17 protein-coding genes and 1 pseudogene are annotated in these 14,213 nt (G+C 67.4%); 10 read left to right on the forward strand and 8 right to left on the reverse strand.

The window, feature by feature from the left end:
• From tnpB to ACX12L_RS15765, 3 genes are all read right to left on the reverse strand, one after another.
• Window positions 1-255 (reverse strand): IS66 family insertion sequence element accessory protein TnpB (gene tnpB, locus ACX12L_RS15755; RefSeq protein ID WP_459263452.1); only part of this gene is annotated, 255 nt, incomplete at its 3' end.
• The gene (gene tnpA / locus ACX12L_RS15760) at window positions 252-635 is read right to left on the reverse strand and encodes an IS66-like element accessory protein TnpA (protein WP_172739475.1); all 384 of its coding nucleotides are present in this window, start codon (window positions 633-635) and stop codon (window positions 252-254) included. The genes tnpA and tnpB, both read right to left, overlap by 4 nt.
• Entirely contained in the window at window positions 595-1,011 is a 417-nt protein-coding gene (locus ACX12L_RS15765; protein ID WP_459263453.1) for a hypothetical protein, read from the reverse strand. The genes tnpA and ACX12L_RS15765 overlap by 41 nt, the downstream gene beginning before the upstream one ends.
• A 36-nt stretch (window positions 1,012-1,047) precedes the next feature.
• On the opposite strand from ACX12L_RS15765, the gene ACX12L_RS15770 reads away from it, so the two are divergent.
• Together ACX12L_RS15770 and ACX12L_RS15775 are read left to right on the forward strand one after the other, a co-directional pair.
• Window positions 1,048-2,256: an acetate/propionate family kinase gene (locus ACX12L_RS15770; protein WP_103044768.1), complete on the forward strand. Its 1,209-nt coding sequence runs from the start codon at window positions 1,048-1,050 to the stop codon at window positions 2,254-2,256.
• An 83-nt stretch (window positions 2,257-2,339) separates the two neighbouring features.
• Entirely contained in the window at window positions 2,340-4,712 is a 2,373-nt protein-coding gene (locus tag ACX12L_RS15775) for a phosphoketolase family protein (protein ID WP_168727963.1), read from the forward strand.
• 91 nt (window positions 4,713-4,803) lie between these two features.
• Here the strand turns inward: ACX12L_RS15775 and ACX12L_RS15780 are convergent.
• From ACX12L_RS15780 to ACX12L_RS15800, 5 genes and pseudogenes are all read right to left on the reverse strand, one after another.
• Window positions 4,804-5,194 (reverse strand): annotated as a pseudogene (locus ACX12L_RS15780) (DUF3363 domain-containing protein); the annotation flags it as partial.
• A 30-nt stretch (window positions 5,195-5,224) separates the two neighbouring features.
• The gene (locus ACX12L_RS15785) at window positions 5,225-5,704 is read right to left on the reverse strand and encodes a hypothetical protein (RefSeq protein WP_013519678.1); all 480 of its coding nucleotides are present in this window, start codon (window positions 5,702-5,704) and stop codon (window positions 5,225-5,227) included.
• Between the two features lie 123 nt (window positions 5,705-5,827).
• Entirely contained in the window at window positions 5,828-6,289 is a 462-nt protein-coding gene (locus tag ACX12L_RS15790) for a Spy/CpxP family protein refolding chaperone (RefSeq protein ID WP_013519679.1), read from the reverse strand.
• The gene (locus ACX12L_RS15795; protein ID WP_013519680.1) at window positions 6,286-6,753 is read right to left on the reverse strand and encodes an anti-sigma factor family protein; all 468 of its coding nucleotides are present in this window, start codon (window positions 6,751-6,753) and stop codon (window positions 6,286-6,288) included. Before ACX12L_RS15795 ends, ACX12L_RS15790 begins: the two co-directional genes overlap by 4 nt.
• A 15-nt stretch (window positions 6,754-6,768) precedes the next feature.
• A complete protein-coding gene (locus ACX12L_RS15800) occupies window positions 6,769-7,323 on the reverse strand; it encodes a sigma-70 family RNA polymerase sigma factor (RefSeq protein WP_013519681.1) in 555 nt (184 codons plus the stop codon).
• A 258-nt stretch (window positions 7,324-7,581) separates the two neighbouring features.
• Here ACX12L_RS15800 and ACX12L_RS15805 point away from each other — a divergent pair, with 258 nt between their 5' ends.
• The 8 genes from ACX12L_RS15805 to ACX12L_RS15840 all read left to right on the forward strand — a co-directional run bounded on the left by ACX12L_RS15805 (window position 7,582) and on the right by ACX12L_RS15840 (window position 14,195).
• Entirely contained in the window at window positions 7,582-7,992 is a 411-nt protein-coding gene (locus tag ACX12L_RS15805; protein WP_024539908.1) for a PepSY domain-containing protein, read from the forward strand.
• Between the two features lie 29 nt (window positions 7,993-8,021).
• A complete protein-coding gene (locus tag ACX12L_RS15810; RefSeq protein WP_013519683.1) occupies window positions 8,022-8,498 on the forward strand; it encodes a DUF2271 domain-containing protein in 477 nt (158 codons plus the stop codon).
• A gap of 10 nt (window positions 8,499-8,508) precedes the next feature.
• A complete protein-coding gene (locus ACX12L_RS15815; RefSeq protein ID WP_168727964.1) occupies window positions 8,509-10,713 on the forward strand; it encodes a PepSY domain-containing protein in 2,205 nt (734 codons plus the stop codon).
• On the forward strand, window positions 10,694-11,671 hold the full coding sequence (locus ACX12L_RS15820) for an FAD:protein FMN transferase (protein WP_024539910.1): 978 nt from the start codon (window positions 10,694-10,696) through the stop codon (window positions 11,669-11,671). Before ACX12L_RS15815 ends, ACX12L_RS15820 begins: the two co-directional genes overlap by 20 nt.
• Before the next feature lie 98 nt (window positions 11,672-11,769).
• Window positions 11,770-12,279, forward strand: coding sequence for a hypothetical protein (locus tag ACX12L_RS15825; RefSeq protein ID WP_013519686.1), 510 nt, complete (start codon window positions 11,770-11,772; stop codon window positions 12,277-12,279).
• A 138-nt stretch (window positions 12,280-12,417) separates the two neighbouring features.
• Complete coding sequence (locus tag ACX12L_RS15830) at window positions 12,418-12,993, forward strand: cytochrome b (RefSeq protein WP_013519687.1); 576 nt, start codon at window positions 12,418-12,420, stop codon at window positions 12,991-12,993.
• A gap of 138 nt (window positions 12,994-13,131) precedes the next feature.
• Window positions 13,132-13,854, forward strand: coding sequence for a Crp/Fnr family transcriptional regulator (locus tag ACX12L_RS15835; RefSeq protein ID WP_168727965.1), 723 nt, complete (start codon window positions 13,132-13,134; stop codon window positions 13,852-13,854).
• A gap of 110 nt (window positions 13,855-13,964) precedes the next feature.
• The gene (locus ACX12L_RS15840; protein ID WP_013519689.1) at window positions 13,965-14,195 is read left to right on the forward strand and encodes a heavy-metal-associated domain-containing protein; all 231 of its coding nucleotides are present in this window, start codon (window positions 13,965-13,967) and stop codon (window positions 14,193-14,195) included.
• Window positions 14,196-14,213 lie beyond the last annotated feature (18 nt).

The raw sequence follows: 14,213 nt of genomic DNA on the forward strand, positions 1-14,213 counted from the left end.
TTCCAACGGCCAATGGTCATTGCCGGGCGCCGGCCAAAGAAACGAGCCCTGGTGCAGGCGCCGAGCGGCCAGCCAGATGCCGATGCCGTCATGCACCAGCACCTTCATGCGGTTGGCACGCCGGTTGGCGAACAGGTAGGCATGGTGAGGGTGGGCGGCACCAAAGACGGTGACTACCCGGGCCAGCGCCGTGTCGGTGCCCGCACGCATGTCCAGCGGGGCGGTGGCCAGCCAGGCCGCGTCGATGCGGATCATCGCAAGAGCTCCCGAAGGAGTGCTCCGCATTGCGACAGCGGGCATTGCAAGCGCACCAGCAATTCGCCGCGCTGGATCTGTAGATGAACCTCAGGCAATAGCGGTTCCTCAGCAGGCGCAGCCAACCTGGCCGGCAGCGCTGCGGGAATGCATGGGGCAGTTGTTGGCATCGGCAAAGACACGAATGCGGGCGGTGCCGCTGCTTGCCGCTCTCGCTGTTCACGGATCCAGCGATGCACCATGTTCGAGTGCAGGCCATGCGCCAGGGCCACTCCGCCTACGCTGGCCCCAGGCTGTGCACACAAGGCGAGTATCTCTGCCTTCAATTGCGGGCTGTATTCACGCCGCCGTGGGCGCTCTTGATTCAAAGATTGTTCCATCGTCTCCACGATCCTCCATCGTGGGGACGATGCCCGCTTCAAGCGGTGCTTTCAAGATGGGATCGCCAGCTGCATACCGATTTCCAAGGAGGAATGGACACTGGTCGCCGAGTTGGCGCCCAAAATCGCCAAGCATGCCGAGCCACCTCTGGGCGAAAAGATGCGCATTCTTGGCTGGCTTGGCACGGATGCCGGGAAATTCCGGGGTTTCGATGGACAGGTCCAGGACGCTGCGAGCGCCATGGGGGATGCCGCCAAGCGCGGCGACGGCCAGGCCGTTATCGCCGCATTCTCCAAGACACAACAAAGCTGCCTCGCTTGTCACCAAAGCTTCCGACAATCGTTCGTGGAACAGTTTTATGGGAGTCGCTGACACGCATTTGTCCCAGGCCGGTTTGTATGGGGCATCACGATGAGCAACTCCCAGCCGAGCCTCATCCTGGTGCTCAATTGCGGCTCCTCAAGCATCAAGTTCGCCTTGTTCGATGCACAGGCGTGCCCGTTGCCGCGCCAGCCGCTGTGGCACGGCAAGGTGCAAGGGATTGCTGGGCCCGCGCCTGAGTACAGCGACAGTGGCACTGCGCAGCAGCGCATCCATCTGGACCACGAACACCCTCACACCGCCGCTCTGGCGTTGATTCAAGCGCGCATCGTGGCCCGACTCGATGGCCGCCGCATCGTGGCCATCGCGCATCGTGTCGTCCATGGCGGCAGCAGGTACTTCGAGCCAACCGTGGTGACCGATGGCTCCATCGCGGAGCTGCGGGCCTTGATTCCTTTGGCGCCGTTGCACCAACCCTTTCCCCTGAAGGCCATGAGTTTGCTGTTCGAGCAGTGGCCCGGAATTGTTCAGGTAGCGTGCTTCGATACAGCCTTTCACCGCACGGCGCCGAAGGTGGAGCAGATCCTGCCGCTGCCGTACTCGGCCTGGGAACGCGGTCTGCGCCGCTACGGCTTTCACGGCCTTTCATACGACTACATGAGCCACGTCCTGCCCGAGCGCCACGGTGATCTGGCACGCGGCCGCACCATCGTCGCGCACCTCGGCAGCGGGGCCAGCCTGTGCGCGATGCAGAACCTGCAAAGCATCGCCACCACGATGGGATTTTCCGCGCTCGACGGCCTGATGATGGGCACCCGTACCGGCTCGCTCGATCCGGGCGCCCTGCTCTACCTGATGGAGATCGAAAAGCTCTCACTGGAAGAAGTAGGCCGCACGCTCTACAACCAGTCCGGCCTGCTCGGTGTTTCCGGGATTTCGGCCGAGCCGCGCGTGGTGGTGAAGCACGAGAGCGATTCCGGCGAAGTCGGCGAACGCGCCCGCATCGCGTTGGCGCTCTACGTGCGCCGTATCGTGCGGGAGATTGGCGCACTGATCGCAGTCATTGGCGGCCTGGATCTGCTCGTGTTCACTGCCGGTGTCGGTGAGCACAACGCCTTCGTGCGCGAGCGCGTCTGCCGCGACCTGGCATTTATCGGCATCAAGCTGGATGCCGATGCCAACGCCATCGATGCCCCGGTTATCTCCACCACCGACAGCCGGGTGCTGGCCGCGGTGGAGCCTACCAACGAGGAATGGATCACAGCGCGCTATACGCAGGATTTGATAGGCGGCGCGTGATGTCCCAGCCAGGCCGAGCGCGCTCAACTCAACTGACTCTGTAGCCACGCAGGGATTCATCGACATCAAAGAGGGGAAATCGCATGACCACCGCTTCCACCATCCGCCAGTGCTGGCTCGCCGGCCACGGCCCCATCGTCCATCGCGACGAGACCATCAAGCGCATGGAAACTCTGGTGGCCCGTTTGATCGTCGACGGCCGTGTTGCCGACGAGACGACGGCCTACACCCTGCTTGCCGCCGCCGACCGCCTGAGCTGCGTGGCCATGAACGTGGTCGCGCACATGACCTATGCGCGCCGCATCGACCTTTCCGGCGCGGCGCTGTCAGCCGAGGACTTCAAGCCCACGCCCGAAGGCCACACCGGCGGCTCGCTGAACATGGTGCAGGCCTTCGTCGGCTACCTGCTGGCCAACGCGCTCACCGGCAGCACACGCGGCTGGATCATGGGCCAGGGCCATTGTGTCGCCGCCATCGAAGCGGTCAATGCGCTGACCGGCGATGTCTCGCCCGCGCAGCGGGGCCGCTACGACCGCAGCGAGCAAGGCCTGTCGCGCCTGTGTGCCGATTTCTATTCCTATGCCATCGATGCGCAGGGCCGCCCGGCCGTGCCGCTGGGCAGCCATGCCGGCCCCAACACCGCCGGTGCCGTGTCCGAAGGCGGCTACCTCGGCTTTGCCGAACTGCAGTACATCCACATGCCGCTGCCTGGCGAATCGCTGGTCGCCTTCCTCAGTGACGGCGCCTTCGAGGAGCAGCGTGGCCCGGACTGGGCGCCGCGCTGGTGGCGCGCGCAAGACAGCGGCTTCGCTGTACCGGTGATGATCCTCAACGGCCGCCGCATCGAGCAGCGCACCCAGATCATGCAGGAAGGGGGTGCGCAATGGCTGGCCGACGACGTGCGCCACAACGGCTTCGACCCGGTGATCGTCGATGGCCGTGACCCGGCCGCGATCGCCTGGGCAATCGTCGAAGCCGAGGGCGCGCTGCGTGCGTTTGCCGCCGATCCGGATCGCCGCTATCCGGCGCCTCTGCCCTACGTGATCGCCGAGACCGAGAAGGGCTTCGGCTTTCCCGGTGCTGGCAGCAACGTCGCGCACAACCTGCCGTTGGGCGGCAACCCCCACACCGATGTCGCCATGCGTGGGCGGTTCAACGAAAGCGCGGCTGCGCTCTTCGTTGCTCCGGTCGAACTCGACGCGACGCTCACCGCCTTCGCAACCCACGCCGCCCAGCAGCGCCCGCTGGAAAGCGCGCATCCGATGGCGCACCGCCACCCCGCTGCGCCCAGGCTGCCCGAACCGCGCTGGGAAATATCAGGCAGCGAAGGCAGTGCGATGACGGCGCTGGATCAGTGGTTCGTTGAATTCGCCAAAGCCAATCCCGAGCTGCGCATGCGCATCGGCAACCCTGACGAATTGGCCAGCAACAAGATGGGCGGCACGCTGGCGCTGCTCAAGCACCGCGTCAACGAGCCCGAACCCGGTGTGCCTGAGGATTTGCACGGCGCCGTCATCACCGCGCTCAACGAAGAGGCCGTGGCCGCCGCCGCACTCGGCAACAAGGGTGGACTGAACCTGATCGTCAGCTACGAGGCCTTCGCCGTAAAAATGCTCGGCCTGATGCGGCAGGAAATCATCTTCGCCCGCCACCTGCGTCAGGTCGGCCAGCCCGCCGGCTGGCTGTCGGTGCCACTCATCGTCACCTCGCACACCTGGGAGAACGCCAAAAACGAACAGTCGCACCAAGACCCGACGATCGGCGAAGCCCTGCTGGGCGAGATGTCGGACACCTCGCGCGTGTTGTTCCCGGTGGATGGCAACACTGCGGTCGCCGCGCTGCGCGAAATCTATGCCGGACGCGGGCAACTGGCCTGCCTCATCGTTTCCAAGCGCGACGTGGAGAACCGCTTCGATGCCGAATCGGCGCAACGCCTGATCCGTGACGGCGCGGCCCATCTGATCGGTGACCCCGCCGAGGCCGAAGTGCAGCTCATCGCGCTGGGTGCCTACCAACTCGACGAGGCGATCAAGGCGCAGCAGCACCTTGCCGGGATGGGCAAGCGCGCCTGCGTCACCGTCATCCTGGAACCTGGCCGCCTGCGCATCCCGCGCGATGCCATGGAAGCGGAGTTCGTCGATGAAGACGCCACTGTCAGCACGCTGTTCCCGCAAGGCCTGCCGCGCGTGATCCTCACCCACACGCGCCCCGAGCCCATGCTCGGCATTCTGCGCCGCATCGACAACGGCCCGACCAGGACGCACGCCCTCGGCTACATCAGCCGCGGCGGCACCTTCGATGTCCCCGGCATGCTGTTCGCCAACCGCTGTACCTGGGCGCATACGGTGGATGCCGCAGCGACCGTGGCCGGCTGGAATCGTGAAGCACTGCTCGACCCTGCGCAGCGCGCGGCTCTTGATGGCACCGGCGATCCCAAAGATTTATTGAGCCCGTGAGTCAGGTACGCGAATCCTGTGCCGGTCATGAAGTGCGCCGGCAGCTCCAGGCCGGTGGAGGCGATGTCCTCGCGGTCTGCGCCAGTTCTCAACTGCGCAACGTGCCCAGCAGGTTGCATGTCAGGATCACGCATCGCCTGCACCGCTTATCCAGTCCCTGTTCGTCCAGGGAGTCGGCGCGCTGCTGCATCGCCTGCTTGGTTCCCTCACCGGAGCCCAGGTTGCTCAGGCCCGCCCTGCTGCCATTCGAGCCGGGTGGCCCCGATCACGCGGGCCTGCCGCTCGATGGGCAGGTACGATTTCAGCTCAATGGCCACACCACCCAGACGCTGCACGTCATGGCGGCGGCCCTGCTCGGGCTGATCGTTCGGCACCTTCCATAGCCCTTCGACCACGCGCTCCATGGTGCTGGCACGGCGTGGTGCCTCCAAGTGCCCGAACGTGGCTAGACACTTTGCACGGGGGCGAATGGGCCTGCCTTGGGCATACCCTCACCCTGCTTGGCATGTCCTTCAATGGGGCAGCTTGACGGCCTTCCAGCCGCTGTGGCTGAAATACTTGCCGTAGGCGTTGGAGGCCTGCGCGACCTGCACCACGCCGGCGGCGCGCTTGCCTTCTCCGTGCTTGCCCTGGGCGGCCTCGGCGCCCGCCACCAGGTCGGCCACGATGATGTGCAGCTGGGCGTCCGCCTCGGGGGGCAACTTGCAGTTTTCCACCATGTAGGCGACCTGCTGGCCGACGGCGTTGCCGAAGGCGTCGTAGTCGGCCGCCGTGGCCTTGCCTGCATGGGCCGCGGGCAGGATTTTCGTCACCGATGCATGGACGGCCGTCATGGCCTGGCGCAGCGGCGCGTCGGTGTCCCATTTCTTGCCGGCGTTGAGTTGCAACTGGTGGGTTTCGGCGCTGCCGTGGCTGTCGTGCGCGCTCGCGGCCATCGAGGTCAGGGGGACTGCCAGGGCGGCGGCCAGCAGCAGTGTGGTGAGTTGTTTCATGGAAATGCTCCGTTGAAAGTTGAACCATGCAAGGTGGCCGTGCGGGTTGCCTGGCTGCCTTGCCCTCTTCAACGAAGCGCGCGTCTGAATGTTCCATGTGTTTTGCATCTTTGGTGCACGGCCTTATTTGCGGTGCAGCAGCTCCTCCTCGGTCGCCTCCTGCGCGTAGCGACCCAGCAACAGCTGCAGCAGGCGCTCGCGCTGGGCGGTGTCCAGCAGCTCGCGCTCGGCCAGCAATTGGGTGATCACGCGCTGCTGCTGCGCGGCCTGCAGGCGGGCAATGGCGGCCTGCTCGGCGTCGATGGCCGCGCGGTCGGGTGCGGCGGCGAAGATGTGGCGCACCAGGGCTTCGCGGCGGTGGCGTATGTCGTCCCAGTTGGATGACAGGTCGTGCAGGAACGGCGCCTCCAGCGCCTCCCAGCGCGTGCGTTGCCCGGGCGTGAGCGCCAGGTAGTCCGGCAGGTGCACGGCCGGCGCCGGGGGCGGCGCCACGCGGGCAGGGCGCAGCACGAGCGCCGCAAGAATGCCCAGGTTGAGCGCCAGCGAGACGGCCAGCAGGGTGCGGATCCAGGTGGGGTGTTTCATGGCAGATTCCTTGGCAGTCGGCAAATCTCGGTGGCGGCGCACAGCCCGCCCGGCGGCACGGGGTCGAACACGCGCGCCATGGCGGGGTCGGCGGCCGCAAACGTGGTAGGAATGGCTGCCCCCGTGCCCAGCAGCAGCCCGCCCATCCACAGGCCCGAGACCAGCGCCGCGCCAGCCGCCAGGCCCGTGGGCATCCAGCCCAGAAGGTCCCAGCCGGCACGCCGGGGCCTGGCGGCGCGCGGTGGCCGCCGGTCGCGCAGGCGCTCCTGCAGCTGCGCCGCGAGATCGAAGCCCAGCGTGGGCGATGGCAGGGCGTGCAGTTCCTGGCGCAGCGCCCGCAGCGCATCGAGCTGCTGGCTGCAGACAGGGCAGGCCCGCAGGTGGCTCTGCAGCGCGGCCTGTCTGCGCGCGGGCAGGGCGTGATCGACAAAGGCGGAAAGGTCTTCGATGCGTGGGCAGGTCATGGTGGCTCCTTGCGGTCAGCGTGGCATGTGCTGCAGCAGCCCGGCGCGGGCGCGGGCGATGCGGGATTTGACGGTGCCCAGGCCGATGCCCAGCACCTGGGCAATGTCCTCGTAGGGCATGTCCTCGATGTCGCGCAACAGCAGGATCTCACGGTGCTCCACCGACAGCCGCGCCAGCGCGCGCTCCAGCTCCGCGATGCGCTGGCGCGCCTGCAGCATGGCCTCGGGCGTGGGCGTATCCGCCGGTACCTGCTGATGCAGCGCGTCGTCTAGCGCCACGAACTCCACGTGCCGCGCGCGACGCAGCCGGTCCAGTGCCTGGTTGCGCGCGATGCGGAACAGCCACGTGGACAGCTGCGCCTGCGGGCGCCAGCTGGGCAGTGCCTGGTAGACGCTCAGAAAGGTTTCCTGGGTCAACTCGCGCGCATCCTCCTGTGACCGAGTCATGCGCACCAGAAAGCGGTAGATGCGATCCTGGTTGCGCGTCACCAGCTCAGAGAACGCCGCAACCTCCCCACGCTGGGCGCGGGCAATGCAGTCAGTCTCGTCAAACTGGCTCGGTTGGGGCATTGGGGCGTTAACGCATGAGGAGCGCAAAAGTTCCATCTTCGGGCAAGCCCTGACGAACCCGTCTTCGTCAGTCCAGCCAGACTCGCGATTCGCTTCATGCTTCTCATCAATACGTCCGATGGGGGCATGTGGCAACGTGAACTGACCGTTGGCTCGATCGGATGAACACGAGGTGAACAGAAGGTTCAGTGTTGATTCACCCCCGGTTCGTCAAAATTATTGGCATCAACAGCTCTGATGCTGTGAAAGGAACCGACGATGAAACGAAACCTACACCTCAAGCCCCGGCTGGCCACCCTGGTGCTGGCCGTCGCGGCGCTGCCAGCGGTGGCATCCAGCGACTGCGATGTCCCGGCCGCGCGATGGCAGTCGCGCGAAGCGGTGCGCCAGATGGCGGCGCAGCAGGGCTGGCAGGTCGAGCGACTGAAGATTGACGACGGCTGCTACGAAATCCGTGGCACCGACGCCCAGGGCCAGCGCTTCAAGGCCAAGCTCGACCCCGAGACCCTGCAGGTGCTGAAGATCAAGTCGCGCGAGCGCGATGACCACCACAAAGACCGGGACCGGGAGCGCGAGCGCCGGCGCGACCACACGCCGCAGGATGCGGGCACTGCCCCTTCCTCACCCCTCTTTACCCCGGGCAGCGCGCCGCGCGGCCAGGTGCAATGAATCGCCTCCCCTCTTTCCAGGAGAACCCTATGTCCAAACCCCTGATCACCGCCATTGCCGCAGCTTGCGCGCTTGCCGTGCCCGCCCTCGGCCAGGCGCGCGAAGTCACCATTGCCACCCAGCTCAAGAACTACGGCGGCGACGGCGCCTACCTGGCGGTCTACCTGACCGATGCCAAGGGCGCCTACGCCGGCACGCTCTGGGTGGCCGGCGGCAAGGCCAAGTACTACAAGCACCTGGCGGACTGGAGCCGCCTGTCGGCCGGCGACGCCAAACGTCTCAATGGCGTGACCGGCGCCAGCGTCGGCGCGGGCCGCACGCTCAGGGTGACGGCCGATCTGGCCGACGCGCTGATCGACGCCGGCTACGAGATCCGCATCGACGCCGCCGTGGAAGACATGCGTGACAGCCCCTCCGAGGTGCGGCTGCCCCTGACGGCGGCGGGCGCCGGCAAGGCGCAGGCCGGCAAGCAGTACATCCAGTCGGCCAGCTTCCAGCTGAAGTAAGGAGCAAGGCATGAACTGGAAAGCCGTCCACCGATGGCTGGGTCTGAGCCTGGGCACCGTGGCCCTGGTGCTGGGCCTGTCCGGTGCCCTGCTGGCCCTGGATCCGGTGCAGGAGGCCTGGCAGGCGCCGACAGCACCGGCCGACCTGCCGGTGGCCACGCTGGTGCAACAGGTGCAGCAGGCCATGCCCGGCGTCGAGGAAATCCGTCGCCTGCCCTCGGGCGCCGTCGCCGCCTTCGGCTTCGACGGCGACCAAGCGCAGGCGCGCTACGTCGATGCAACCAGCGGCCAGCTGCTTGGCAACTACCAGCCCTCCAGCATGCCGCGCTGGGTCAAGAACCTGCACCGCGCGCTGCTGCTGGGCGATGGTGGGCGCTGGGGCGCCGCGGCCACGGCGCTGGCCATGGTCTTGCTGTCGATTTCCGGCCTGGTGCTGCTCGTGCGCCGCATGGGCGGCTGGCGCCATGTGGCAGGCCGGGTGCGCGGCACCCTGGCGCAGCGCCTGCACGTACTGGCGGGCCGGGTGGTGCTGGCCCTGCTGCTGCTGTCCTCGATCACGGCGCTGACCATGAGCGCCTCGACACTCGGCCTGCTCGAACTGGAAGCCGGGCCCGAGCCCGACGTTGTTTCCAGCGCCAGCACGGGGGCCGACCTGGCGCCGGCGCAGCTACCGCTGCTGCGCGACCTCGGCGTCGGCGATCTGCACCGCGTCAACCTCCCCGATGCGGGCGACCCCACCGACACCTGGCAGGTGGCGACCACGCGCGGCCAAGGCTGGATTGACCGCCACAGCGGCGATACCTTGGCCTGGCAGGAGGCGACGTTGGCGCAGCGGCTGGACGACTGGGCCCGCGTGCTGCACACCGGCGAGAGCGCCTGGCCGTGGGCCGTGGTGATGGGCCTCGCGGGCCTCTGCGTGCTGCTGTTCTGGGCGAGCGGCGTGCTGATCTGGTGGCAGGGGCGCCGCAACGCGGTGCACATCGCCGACAACTCCCGCCTGCAGCAGGCCGAGGTGCTGATCTTCGTCGCCAGCGAGGGCGGCAGCACCTGGGGCTTTGCCCAGGCCTTGCATGCCGCGCTGGTACGCGCCGGGCGGCGCGTGCACAGCAGCGCACTGGAGCACTTCCAGATCACGCCCACGGCGCAGCAGGTCTTCATCCTGGCGGCCACGCATGGCGATGGCCAGCCGCCGGCGCATGCGTGTCATGCGCTGGAGCGCATTGCCGCGCAGGGCGGCAGCGGCGTGCCGGTGACGGTGCTGGGTTTTGGCGATCGCCAATACCCGGCGTTCTGCGCCTATGCACAGGCCGTCGAGCAGGCGCTGCGTGCCCAGGGGCATGCGAGCCTACTGCCGCTGGAGCTGATCCACCAGCAGTCGGCGCAGCAGTTCGCCCGCTGGGGCGAGGCACTGGCGCAGGCCCTGGGCCAGCCGCTGGCGATCGATTACCGACCCCGTCTGCCCGCCACCACCGCGCTGACGCTCGTCGAGCGGCGCGACTACCCCGGCCAGGCCGATCGGCCCACGGCCATCCTGCGCTTTGCCTGGCCGCGCCAGCCGTGGTTTGCGCGTCTGCTCGGCTGCGGCCTGGGCCGCTTCGAGGCGGGCGACCTGGTAGGTATCGTGCCACCGGGGAACGCGGTGGCGCGCTATTACTCGCTGGCGTCGGGCAGCGCCGACGGCTTTCTGGAAATCTGCGTGCGCCAGTGGCCCGGCGGCGTGTGCTCGGCGCACCTGCTGGGGCTCAAGCCGGGCGACAGCACGCAGGCCTTCATCCGTGCCAACCCGGGCTTTACCCTCAGCGGTCGACCGCCGAGCGTGCTGCTGATCGGCGCTGGCACCGGCGTGGCACCGCTGGCAGGCTTCATTCGGCGCAACGACGAGCGCACGCCGATGCACCTGTACTTCGGCGCGCGCGACCCGGCCACCGACTACTACTTCGGCTCCGAGATCGCGCGCTGGCAGGCCGAGCAGCGCGTGGCCAGCGTCAACACCATCTTCTCGCGCGTGCCCGGCGGCGGCTACGTGCAGGAAATCCTGCAACGCGACGCCGAACGCCTGCGCAAATTGCTGGCCGCCGGCGCCGCGGTGCGCGTGTGCGGCAGCCGCCCCATGGCCCAGGGCGTGGGCGAGGTGCTCGATGCGCTGCTGGCGCCGCTGGGCCTTGACGTGAACGCACTGAAGGCCAAGGGGCGCTATGCCGAAGACCTGTTCTGAGCCCTTGCACCGGCTGCAACTGCACGGGCCGACCATGGCCACGCGCTGGGCCGTGAGCTGCGATGTGCCGCCTGTGCTGGACACGAACGCACTGTGCCAGGCGCTGGCCGAAGCGGTCGAACAAGTCGATGCCCAGATGTCGCCCTGGCAGCCGGAAAGCGCACTGAATCAGCTCAACCGTGCGCCGGTAGGCGATTGGCTGGCACTGCCGGCGCAGATCCTTGAGGTGCTGGCCCGCGCGCTCGAAGTCTGCCGCCTGAGCGACGGAGCGTTTGATCCCGCCGTCGGCGCACTGGTCGATGCCTGGGGCTTTGGCGCGGCATGCGACACGCCGGACGCCGAGGCCATCCGCGCCGCGCGCAATGCCAAACGCCTGCCGACACCGCAAGCCCTTGAGCTGGACTTGGCCGCCGGCCTGGCGCGCAAGCACTCGCCACTGCAGCTCGATTTGTGCGGCATCGCCAAAGGCTATGCCGTGGATCGTATGTGTGCCGTGCTCACCGGACACGGCGTGTGCCACGCCCTGGTCGCACTGGACGGCGAGCTGCGCGCCATCGGCCCCCAGGCCAGCGGCGCGCCCTGGGCGGTGGCGCTGGAGAGCCCGCGTGCAGGCCTGCGCGCCGCGCACGGGGTGATCGAGCTGCAGGACCTGGCCGTGGCCACGTCGGGCGATTACCGGCACTTCGTCCAGGTGGGCCAGGCACGCCTGGCGCACAGCATGGACGGGCGCAGCGGCAAGCCGGTGAACAACGGCGTCGCCAGCGTCACCGTGCTGGCGCCCCGTTGCATGGACGCCGACGCCTGGGCCACCGCCTTGCTGGTGGCGGGCTCGGGCCAGGGCCTGGCCTTGGCGCATCGGCACGGCCTGGATGCCTTGTGGCTGCTGCGCCGGGGCGAGGCGCTGGTCGAGTTGGGCTCGGGCCGCTTCGCCGCTGCCGCATCGGCGGGTACGGCATGAACGGCGGGTGAAGAGGCTGTTCAGCACCGGTTCACCCACACCCGCGCAGACTGCAGCCACAGTCGATCGTGACTGCATTGCAACTCAAGGAGAACGTCATGCAAGTCGCCACCACCATCGCCTCCATCGGCATCGCCGCGGCCCTGCTGGGCAACACCGCCCTGGCCGGCGATCATTCCGATCGCACGCAGCGCCACGCCAGCCGCGCCGAGCGCATCGAAGCGCTGAACGCACCCTGGCAGGCCATTCCCAACTCGGCCGAGGCAGGCTCGCCCGGACATGGCTGGCAGTATTTCTTCAACCCGCAGGCAGCGCGCGCCGTCGTCATCAGCCCTGATGGCCATTACTACTTGAGCCGCGGCAAGGGGCTGCGCTGGATCGCCGCAGCCCAACCAGCGGCGGAAACGGCAACGGCGCCCTGGCAGGCCATCGCCAACCAGGCCCAGGCCGGCATGCCCGGGTTTGGCTGGCAGTACTTCTTCGACTCGATCGCACCCCGTGCGGTGGTGATCAGTCCCGACGGCCACTACTACCTCAGCCAGGGCGATGGGCTGCGTTGGGTGGCTATGGCGCAGCAGCCAACCGGTCGCGACGCATCCATCGGCTGACAAACGGTGCTGCAAGCAGGGGCAGCAAGAATCCATCAGCTGCTTTTTCAGAACCGGAACGAGGGTTGGCATCGTGGCAGCCTCGCCTGCAAAAGCGCGGGCTGCCACGTTCACGCCCGCATCCACATTGAGAGCCTCATGTCCAGAACCACTGAACGCTACCATCCAACGCTCATCACACTGCACTGGCTGACGCTGCTGCTGATGGTCGGTGTCTATGCCTTGATCGAGCTGCACGATGGCCTGCCCAAGGGCAGTGCCGAGCGGGCGCTGGCCAAGAGCTGGCATGAAAGCCTGGGCATCCTGGTTTTCGCAGTCGTCGTATTGGTTCGGCTGCCGCTGCGGTGGATGCTGGGTCAACCCAGTGAGCTTGCCGGTACGCCCGCGTGGCAGTCCCGCTTGGCCCATGTCATGCACTGGGCGCTTTACGGCCTGCTCATCGCGGCGCCCGTTCTCGGCTATCTGAGCCTGAACGCCAAGGGCGCGCCCGTGTCCTTGTTCGGACTCGAACTGCCTGGGCTGATGGCGCCTGACAAGGCGCTTGCAGGCGGCCTCAAAGAAGTCCACGAGGCAATCGGCACACTCGGGTACTGGCTGATCGGCCTACACGCTGCAGCGGCGCTGGTGCATCACTACCTGATGCACGACACGACGCTGGCACGCATGGGCCTGGGGCGGGCTCGACTTGACCCAAACTCCAGAGACAGCCGCTGACCGGCTGCCGCAAAACCCTTGCCAGCTCCGGATCTGGACGCCGGCCGGAACACCGGCAGATCGGCTCAAGACGCCGCGAACTTATTCCACAGCACGATGAAACAAGCCATAAACAAACGCCGCCAAATCCCCCTGTCCATGCCAGACCCGGACCCGGCGGCCTGCTCGCTGGACATGCGCATGGCCGTTTGCCGCAAAGTCCCTCTTTTTGCCGATCTCGACGACGGGCAACTGGCGCAGGTCAACCGGCATTGCCAGGCCCAGAACTTCGCGGCCGGGGAGCCCGTCTACCTGGAAGGCGATGCCGCGACGCACATTTACGTGGTGGCGATCGGCGCCGTCAAGACCACGCGGCTGGCGGCCGATGGGCGCCAGTCGCTGATTGACTTGCTCACCCCAGGCGATTTCTTTGGCGCGCTGCCGGCGCTGGGCCAGCAGTTCTACGCCGACAGCGCCACCGCCTTGACGCCGGCCTGCCTGCTGGGCCTGGATGCGCCTGAGTACGACGCCATCCTGCAAGAAATTCCGCAAGTCGCTGTGGCCACGCTCAAGGGCGTGGCGCACCGGCTGACGCAGTCGCAGCACGCCATTCACATGCTGGCCGGGGCGCCGCTGGAGCAGCGCCTGGCAGCCTTGCTGCTGGTTCTTGCCGACAAGGTCGGCAAGCCCTGGAACGAGGCCATGCTGCTGGACGTGCCGCTGGCGCGCGAGGACCTGGCCGCCATGGCCGGCGCGGCCACCGAATCGGTCAGCCGCTTGCTCAGCCAGTGGCAGCGCGAGGGCTGGATCGACGCCGGCCGGCGCTGGGTCGCCATCGTCGATGCGGCGCGCTTGGAGCAAGTGCGCGACGGCATGGTTTGAGTCAGCGCCAAAGTCGGCTGCTGTTGATTGACGTTTCTCATGGAGCAATACGGCGGGCCTGCCTACAGTGAAGGCATCCCTCAACCAGACCGTCATACAAGGAAAAAACCATGACCAACACCAACACCCGCACCACCTTGCGCGCCGAGGGTTTTTCCTGCCCGTCCTGCGTGACCAAGATCGAGAAAAGCGTCGGCGCGATGGCGGGCGTGAGCCACGTCAAGGTGCACTTCGCATCGGCGCGCATCGAAGTCGACCACCACCCCGAAACCGTCAGCGCGGACGATCTCATCGCCGCCATCGCCAAGGTGGGCTACACCGCGCGCGCCTCGGCGTTCTGACGCACCACCATGGCCCCC

The organism is Alicycliphilus sp. T452 (genome assembly GCF_054512775.1).